This is a genomic window from Methanobrevibacter sp. (assembly GCF_030539665.1).
Taxonomy (GTDB): domain Archaea; phylum Methanobacteriota; class Methanobacteria; order Methanobacteriales; family Methanobacteriaceae; genus Methanocatella.
Map to the genome: position 1 here is coordinate 1 of NZ_JAUNXR010000012.1, position 9,099 is coordinate 9,099.

6 protein-coding genes are annotated in these 9,099 nt (G+C 34.8%); 1 reads left to right on the top strand and 5 read right to left on the bottom strand.

Going from position 1 to position 9,099, the window contains the following annotated elements; translation table 11 throughout:
* Nucleotides 1-146 precede the first annotated feature (146 nt).
* The 3 genes from Q4P18_RS08465 to Q4P18_RS08475 form a co-directional block, all read right to left on the bottom strand.
* A complete protein-coding gene (locus tag Q4P18_RS08465; RefSeq protein WP_303337853.1) occupies nucleotides 147-806 on the bottom strand; it encodes a class I SAM-dependent methyltransferase in 660 nt (219 codons plus the stop codon).
* Between the two features lie 10 nt (nucleotides 807-816).
* Nucleotides 817-2,796, bottom strand: a complete 1,980-nt coding sequence (gene tgtA, locus Q4P18_RS08470; protein WP_303337855.1) for a tRNA guanosine(15) transglycosylase TgtA — start codon at nucleotides 2,794-2,796, stop codon at nucleotides 817-819.
* Between the two features lie 96 nt (nucleotides 2,797-2,892).
* Nucleotides 2,893-3,531, bottom strand: a complete 639-nt coding sequence (locus Q4P18_RS08475) for a hypothetical protein (RefSeq protein WP_303337857.1) — start codon at nucleotides 3,529-3,531, stop codon at nucleotides 2,893-2,895.
* Nucleotides 3,532-3,595: 64 nt separating this feature from the next.
* Here Q4P18_RS08475 and Q4P18_RS08480 point away from each other — a divergent pair, with 64 nt between their 5' ends.
* Nucleotides 3,596-4,801 carry an MnmC family methyltransferase gene (locus tag Q4P18_RS08480; RefSeq protein ID WP_303337859.1) on the top strand — a complete coding sequence of 402 codons (1,206 nt, stop codon included), beginning with the start codon at nucleotides 3,596-3,598 and terminating at the stop codon, nucleotides 4,799-4,801.
* 32 nt (nucleotides 4,802-4,833) lie between these two features.
* Here Q4P18_RS08480 and Q4P18_RS08485 read toward each other — a convergent pair whose 3' ends face one another.
* Together Q4P18_RS08485 and Q4P18_RS08490 are read right to left on the bottom strand one after the other, a co-directional pair.
* Entirely contained in the window at nucleotides 4,834-6,753 is a 1,920-nt protein-coding gene (locus tag Q4P18_RS08485; protein ID WP_303337861.1) for a pyridoxal-dependent decarboxylase, read from the bottom strand.
* Nucleotides 6,754-6,863: 110 nt separating this feature from the next.
* Entirely contained in the window at nucleotides 6,864-8,390 is a 1,527-nt protein-coding gene (locus tag Q4P18_RS08490) for an amino acid permease (protein WP_303337863.1), read from the bottom strand.
* Nucleotides 8,391-9,099 lie beyond the last annotated feature (709 nt).

Below are 9,099 nucleotides of genomic sequence, written 5' to 3' on the forward strand. Positions count from 1 at the left end.
CAAAAATCGATATGAAACAAAAAATAATAAAAATTATAAGGTTTCAACAAGACTAATTTTTATACAAAATAACAAAAATCAAGTACAAAAATTAATTAACTGTTTAAAAAAATAATGAAAAAAATAAAAAAATAGAAAAAAGAAGGTTACTTTTTAACTGCTTTAATACAAATCCATGAATTGTCTGGATTTTTATTCAATTCTATATCATCAAAACCGGCAATTTCAAGGGATTTTTCCAAAACCTCATCAGAATAGATTTTCATATCCAACAAATCAACCAATTCATCATATTTATCCATTTCACCTTCTTCATGGCGAGCCTCATTACCAAAACAAAGAACACCACCAGTCTTAAGAACCCTGCAAACTTCTTTCAAGTCATTTATAAAATCAGGCCAGAAATAAATAGTTTCAAATCCGGTAATCAAATCAAAAGCCTCATCATCAAAAGGCATATCAGATACAGAACCTTCAATAACCTCAACTTTGCCTTCTTCAATAGCGTTTGCATTTAACTTGGAGGTTTTCTCAACACTTACATCGGAATAGTCAATACCAACAACCTTACCCTCATCAGATACCATATCTGCAAAGCGAGCTACGTTAACTCCACCTCCACATCCAATATCCAAAATGCTGAAATCCGGTTCAACATCCAAATGGCTGCAAACCCATTGAGCCATCTGTTCATGTGACCTGTTCATTCTTTCAAGCAACTGATCACCCAATTCCCCTTCAGGCTTTCTTGCATTAATAATCAAATCACTATCACGAGTTGTTTTTTCCATATTATCCTTATCCATATCCATCACCTTACTTTTTCATTCCTTTTCTTGTTTTAATAGCTTGACCAGTGTTAAAATCATTCATTTCATGAGCAGAAAGCAATGCCTTTCCATATGCAAGCAATTCATCATCTTCACTTACTATCAGAACCTCATCATTTGCACGTATATTCTCGTCAGCAGTCACTACAAACTTGGAGAATACGCTTTTTCCATCCAATGCAAACGGAACTGAATCTTCGCTTACAACAACCCTGTTTTGAGGGTAAGGCATTTTGTTATGTAATCTTTTAGCCCCTTCCTTTGAAAGGACCAAATAGCTATCTGATGCTCTCATATTAGCTATTATCACTTTACCGTCATAAATGTGTCTAATTTTACCTGTTTTCTTACTTTTTTCAATCTTTATGTTTCCGGTAAATAAAGCTTCTCCAGCACCATTTCCAAATTGATAGTCCGCAATGGCCTTAACCTTTCTGACATCGTCCTTTTTGAATCTTATTTCATCTGATTTTGAATGGGCATTATACAATCCTATATCCAAATCCTTAATAATCCTTGAATGGATCAGTGTCTGGTCATAATATTCAATAAACTCTGAAATGAAGTCCTCAATGAATTCAAGACTATCTACATCCTTTATCTTAGGGGCATCATTTTGACTTAATGGATATACCTCATCTATATCCAACGGGATCAAACCGAATGGAATATCCAAAACCATAAAGTCAGTATTGTCCAAATCAAGCTCCTTTTCACTACCATAAATATAGAACTCTCCCAGTTTGCCTGATATGTACTTTGAGTAAGGCTTACGGCTAGCTGGAAGAATCACAAGATCGCGTTTTTTAGGCATTTCACGAAGCTTCTGCATGTGTCTTTTGACTTCACTTCTGGCTAATGACTCCGGACCTGTGTAGAAAAATGCGGACTTTTTGCTTCTAGGATCATATTTCTCCATATCATCCATATACTTTCCAAGCTGCCTGTATGCATCCAATAGCTTAGGATGCACTCTGCAACGTTCCTCTACAAGTTCCATCAAAGAGCCTTCATAAATTGCCTGACGAATCAATCTCAATTCGGCGAAGGATACGTGAAGATTGTGTTGTGCTATTAAATCTCTTCTCTGCTCTTTCGGCATTGCTCTCAATTCATCAGGAGTGTAGTTGGAACAGACTTCACAGGAACAGGGCATTTCCTGAAGATTTTCCAGCTTATAGGTTCCTCTTGTAGACAACAGCCTATCGTCTTCTGCATATAGGATGTATGCTGCAGAATCAAACAGGTCACAGCCCATAGCAACTGCAAGTGCAAATACCATTGGATGACCTGCACCCATTAAATGGCGAGCCTTGTTGTCCGGCAAATGAGCTACGGAATTCATTACAACGTCAACAAGGTCCTTATAATGATATGATTCCATCAATGGAACAACGGCACCTATAGGATATAGATCGGCATCAAGTTTTGTAAGTTCATCGGCACAATATCTTCTTAAATCCATGAATGTTGATCCCTGTACAACAGAGTTTAACTTCATTTCCATATTTTCAGAGTTTCTAAAGTCAATGGCCTCTTTTGCACGTTCCAAAGTTACTTCCAAATCCTGTTCTGCCTTTTCACGTTCAACAAAAGGAGCCGTTGGAATATCCAAACTAGTTCCGATATCTGTTTTAATCAGTTCCTGAAACTCAATAACTTCAGTGTTTGTAATGTCAACATCCCCATAGACAGAGAGCTGGAATGAACCTGAATCTGTCATTATAGGCCCATCAAAATGGATCAGTTCATGCAAACCCTTTTCAATCGCTTCCTGTTTTAATTCTTCATCTTTATAGATCAGGTATGCATTTGTAATTACAATATCGGCACCATATTTCTTAACGTCTATGGCTTGTTTACGAGGATGAATTACCGGCATTAAATTTGGAGTTTTAATATTTCCACTTTTAGTTTTTAGAACTCCTACACGGCCTCTATTATCTTTAGCTTTGATTTCGAACATTTTTAATACCTTTAAAAATTAGTTAAATTAAAATTTAATTAAGAAATTATATAAACTTTGCTTAAGTTAGTGAATGAAATTTAATTAATGTTGGAATTATAATTCAAATGGATTGTTTTCATCCTGACCTATGGAAGTGTCTTCAGCCTCATCTTTTGAATCCATGAAATCATTTATCCAACTATCTAAAAAATCATCGTTGGAGCTATCCTCACCGCCATCACCATTTGAAGGGACATAGATAACGCCACCATCATTTCCATTAACCTCCACATTAGGAAGATTGATATCGGAAAATGGAGTGATACTGTTTAACATCAAATTTAACATATCTAAATTAGGTGCACAAACTACTACAAATGCATCGTTACATGCATATATACCAATGTATTTTTCATCATTTATTTTAAAAATTGTTATTCTGGAATTGTTTTCGCTTTGAGCTCCCTTCTGTGAAACAATATCGCTGTTTTTCAGCTTGAAATGGTTTTGAACATCAGTCATTGAAGTGTTTTCAGTAATTTCGGCTACAAAATAACCTTCACTGGAATTCAACAACGTATAGCCATTGTCAACCTTATCAAAATGAACCTTAGCTGGAACATCAATGGATACAGTATTTAAATTTACAGTTTCCATCTTTGCAGGACCAAAATAACTAACGTTGACTATTGCACCTACAATAGAAAGTAGAATAATTAATAAACAAATGATAACAGATGACTTTTTATCCATTACTAATATATTATATTAAAATAAATATTTAAAGAATTAGGTATATAATAAAATATTAGATACAATGAGTTATGAGAAGAATGCAACAGTAATAGATGATACAATCTATGATTTGGTAAACGAGACATTTGAAAAAGAAAAAAATACTGGAAATCCTGATTTTAGAAATAATTTCTTTAATAAAAATACTGGATTTTTTGTTTTAACCGATGACGGTTCTTATTCTGTAAATTCAAAGGAAATAAACAATAAAATAGAAACATTGCACACTTCAACCGGCGCAATTAGTGAATCCTTCGAAAAGTTCGTCAAGCCTTTGAAACTGGATTATGACAATGACATAGCCATTTTAGATATCTGTGCAGGTCTTGGATATAACTCATCTGCAGCAATAGCCAATTTTATTGAAAATGATGGGAAAAGTCTTAAAATCGACATGGTTGAGATATCAAAGCCTACCCTTGCATGTGGCCTACTGGCTCCATCACCAATAGAAGCGCATGACATTACCCGTAAGGCTATTGAAAAACAGCTGATAAAAGAAGATTATGCTTCCCTGGAGCTTGAAGACTGCGATATCCCCGAAAACATAGAAATCAATGTGTTTATTGATGATGCACGTCAAACCATACAGGATTTGGAGGATGACTCCTACGATGCCATATTTCTTGACCCATTTTCACAGAATATGGCCCCTGAGCTATTCTCACTTGAATTTTTCAATGAATTCAAGCGTGTGATAAAGGAAAACGGAATTGTCTGCACATATACATCATCAGCCCCAGTTCGTGCAGGATTGATTGAGGCAGGTTTTCATATAGGTAAAGGACCGGTATTCGGAAGAAAACAGGGAGGAACATTGGCCAGCCCAAACGTTGAAATGCTTGACTACAGCCTTCCTAAAAACGATGAAATAAGAATTGCATTGTCAGATGTTGGAATACCATTTAGAGATCCTGGTTTAAATGGGGAAAGCTCTGAAATATTGGAAAGCAGATCTGAAGAGAGAAAAAACGCAAGACACAATACCAAAATATCCTCTGCGGTAAAAACACCAATTTTTTTAGGGGTTGATATGGATGATGAAAAGCTAAAACGTAGAGTTGAAAGAAATCTTGCCAAAATGAACATTCCGTCAACAACTTCAGAGGAAGCCTTTTACGTTATTGAAAGTGAAAAAAGCTATAATGAAAAACAGAGCAAAAACAATAATTCCAGAAGTCGTATTTTGGATATGGTTGAAAAACTAGATGAAATATCCAAAAGCTAATTTTTAAAAAAAAAAAGAATAAAAAAGAAGATTTAAGAGTTATCTTCTTTTAATTCTTGTGCATCTTGAAGTTCTGCTAATTTACCTTTCCACATGTCGTAGTATTTGTCCCATACACCGTCAAGGTCTTTTTCATGAGCGAGAATTGGGGTTAAACTACAGACTCTGAGAACGGTAACTTGATGTACTTTTTCCCATTCAGATGCTGGAATACCTAATCTTTCGATGAACTCGACTGGACTGTCTCCATATTCACTTACATCGAAGATAGTATGGGAAGTGATGAAGTCATTTAAGTACATAGGTCCGTTTTTATAGGATGCTTTGTACCAGAAATCTTCGTTGAGTTTGTTCATTTTTGCTAAATCAGTGTTTCCGACTGGGTTAAATGCAAAACAAACAATGTTGAAGTCAGGTTCTAAACATAATGGTTGAACTTTGTATTCAACTCCGTTTACTTCAATTGTATCATCGTTAAGTAATCTTTGAGTGAGTAAACGGGTTGCTTCAATACTTCTACCGATAATTTCCCCATATCCTCCAATGTTTAAAGGAATGGTTTGATGACTTGCCCATACAGCTGCAGCTGCTGCACCTGATTTGGATCCTTCAAGGATTACACTACCGATTTCTTCTGGACCGTATCCTGCTTCTTCAAATACATATGGAGCAACTTCGGAAATTAAATCTAAGATTTTTTCGTTTTTGATTGCAATACCACCTGCAGTATATGGGACATATCCCATTTTATGTGGATCAACGGTAATGGAATCTGCTGCACCAAATGCTTTGTAAGAGTCGTATAACTCTTTGGAAGGGTATTCAGTATCATATTTGAAGACACCGTCTTCGAAGATTCTTCTTTTCAATTCATCGTATTCCATGAACTCGTTGTTTTCGTCTAAGTAAAGAGTTCTTGAGTATCCACCATATGCTGCATCGATATGGAAGTAGAAATTAATACCTTTTGCTGCATATTCTTCTCTTAATGCTTGAATTTCATTGACTTTGTCAACAGCACCTTCTTCAGTGGTACCTGCTACTGCAACAACTCCCATAATTGGGATTTTGTTTGCAACACATTCATCAATAGCTTCTTTCAAAGCATCAATACTCATACGGTAGTTGTCGTCTACTGGAATTTCGATCAAGTTTTTAGAACCAATACCAAGAATATCGGTTGCTTTTACCCAGGAATAGTGTTTAGTTTGAGGTACAATTAAAACACCGTATTCACCGTTACCTGCACCTACTCCACGAGCAGTTTCTTTTCTGATTGCTGGGAAGTCACCGTTTTTCTCTGTTTCGATGATTAAATCAAGGATGTCTTCTACAGACATGTTTAATAATTCCCAATCAGATTTGCCTTTTACGTAATCTGGTTTTACTTCTTTTACTGCAAGTGGGAAGGATTTTAAGTTACGCATTAACCAAGTACCTTCAAAGTTTGCAACGGATCCGTCAGTGGTAATGTGACCCCATGCTTTGTCTCCTTCGAAACCTAACATGTGAGCTAATTGTTTACCTACATCAAATTCCATTTGGGAAGTTGCAACTGAAGATTCGTATGCGACGTTGTTTGGATTGTAGAGCATAGTAGCCAAGTAAGCTAAATTTGCTACCATTAAGGTATCTGCGTTCATTTGACCTAAATATCTTTGTGAGAACCATGGGTCACTGTCTACTTTAAGTTTTGAAGTTAAATCGTTTAAGACCTCATTGGTTTTTGCTAAGGTTTGTTGATATTCAGGTGAATTTCTTACGACATAGCTGTCTCTTTCAGGATCTTCAGGGTGGAAGTTTCTACGCCATGAAGTATGTTCGTTTATAACAAATTCAGCTTCTTTTTGGAAGAAGTCTCTATTTTCAGCTTTTTCACCTAAGAATAAAGCTTTTACCTTATTGTTGTTAGCTGTGACTTCTTTCATATTACTATTTTCTAAATCTGACATTTTTTCATCTCCTAAAATATTTAGTATTTATATATATTTCATATATAAGTTCAATTTTTTTTATAAAAAAATGAACGGGTGGTTCAATTTAGAACCATGGTGTTCATCTTTTAGTCTTTATTACCAGATTGTTCTGTAGAGTCAGCTTTTTTAGCGTCCTCATCGTTGATTAATTGATTTCTAGCTTCGTGCATTTGAAGTTCAGGGTTGTTTGCAGGTTTCCAGTCAGCTCTACGGAATCTGTAGATGATGAGTGGAATGATAGCTACTACAATAGTACCAATTAAGAGAATTGCTACATATTCTGGAGTAGTTAATCCTGAACCGTTAATTTGTGAAGGTGGGAATAAAGCTACGATGAATGTGAATACCATAGCTGCGAATCCCCAAACACCTACAATCCAAGCACCAAGTTTTCCACCAGGGATTTTGAATGCTCTTTTTACGTTTGGTTGAGAGTATCTGAGTTTGATTACTGCTGCGTACATGAATAAGTACATTACAATATATACTAATGTTGTTAAGGATAATAAGATCCAGAAGGAACTGTTAACACCACCAGGAAGAGCTACGAACATAGCTGCCCAGAAGGTTACAATAATACCTTGAACAATCATCATGTTAGTTGGCATACCTTTTGAATTGGTTTTTTGTAATACTTTTGGAAGGTTACCATCTTTTGCAGTTACAAGTAAACCTCTTACAGGTCCTAAAATCCATGAGGATGCTTCCCCAATAGATCCGATTGTAATAAGAAGTGCTATGAATGATGTTAATACACCTGCACCGAACATTGCTTCGAATCCTTGCATAATACCTGCAAGTAAGTTTAATCCACTAGTAGGAACTAAGAAACCTACTGCTAATGCACCTAAGATACTTACAACTACAAGTACGATACCTGCAATTAAAAGACCTAAAGGATAGTTTCTACCTACGTTTTTAATGTCTCCTGCGTGTGCTGCAGTCATCTCTACACCTACAAATAAGAATACGAATACTACTAAGAGTGATAAGTTATCTATACTTGTTAAGTTTGGAATGAAGTCTGCTACGGTAGGATGCATTGTGAATAAAGGAATATGATGTCCTGTTCCTACAAACCAGAACCCTCCGATAATCAAGAGAGCACATGGAATAAGAGTACCTATTACTAAGAAGACAGAATTGATTCTTGTGTAAGTTTTAAGTCCTCTAAAGTTAATAAAGGTAAATAACCACCATACGAATGCGATTACTGCAAAGATATAAATCTTATTATTTGCTAATGCAGGATCGATTGCATATGAGAAAGTTGCTGCTACAAAACTTAATACACTAACAAAACCTATGGTCATTTGGAACCATTGCATCCAAACTGCGGTAAATCCCCATCTTTGACCAAAAGCTTCTTTTACCCATACATAGACTCCACCATTTTGAGGCCATCCGGTACCTAACTCAGATGAAGTTAAGATTGCTGGGATCAAGTATAAAATTACAGCTAATATTGTGAAAGTGATTAACTGCCATTTTACTAATGCCATTGTTGGGAAGTTACGAATACTCATAAGTGATGCGAGTGTAACTAATGAAAAGGCCATAAGACCCATTTTAAATTTATTACTAGATAATTTACTATTACTATTACCAGTCATTTTTTCACCCAAGTAAGGAGTAGACCTATCGAGTATATAAACATTATGGATTGTGCACATTTTGAAAAATGATTCTTACATGAAAAATGGTTCAAATTGACTGTTTTTATTTAGACATTAATTTAAAGCTCGAATAAATGCAAACAGTTATTAATATACTTCCATGATTGAAAATATTGATTTTACTTAAGAATTTTATTTTTTATTGGAAAAATCTTAATTTTTACAGCTATTTTGAATCTGAAGCAATCACGTGCAACAATCATCTAATGGAAAATCAGATCTGAAAATGAAACTTTTCATTAAAACAAGAAATTGGAAAAAATTCCCTATATAATATATATGCAAATCATGAAGCATGAAATAATAAAAATTCCCTATATAATATATATACAAATCATGAAGTATAAAATAATAAAAAAAATTCTTATTGAAAGCTAAATCTTTAGAAAAAAACGTGTTGAATATAAAGCAGCTAATGTGTGGTTAGCTACTTTATATTGAATAAAAAATAACGGATACTGAGGAGCATACCCACTATTTTTTATTTGCGAAAGCAACAGATAATGAGGAGGATACCTGTTGCTTTTCCCTATGGCTTTAATTATATTTTGGCTATTTTAAATCTGTTTTTTATATATATTTTGGAGTATATAGTCTTGTTGAAACCTTATAATTTTTATTATTTTTTGTTTCATATCGATTTTTG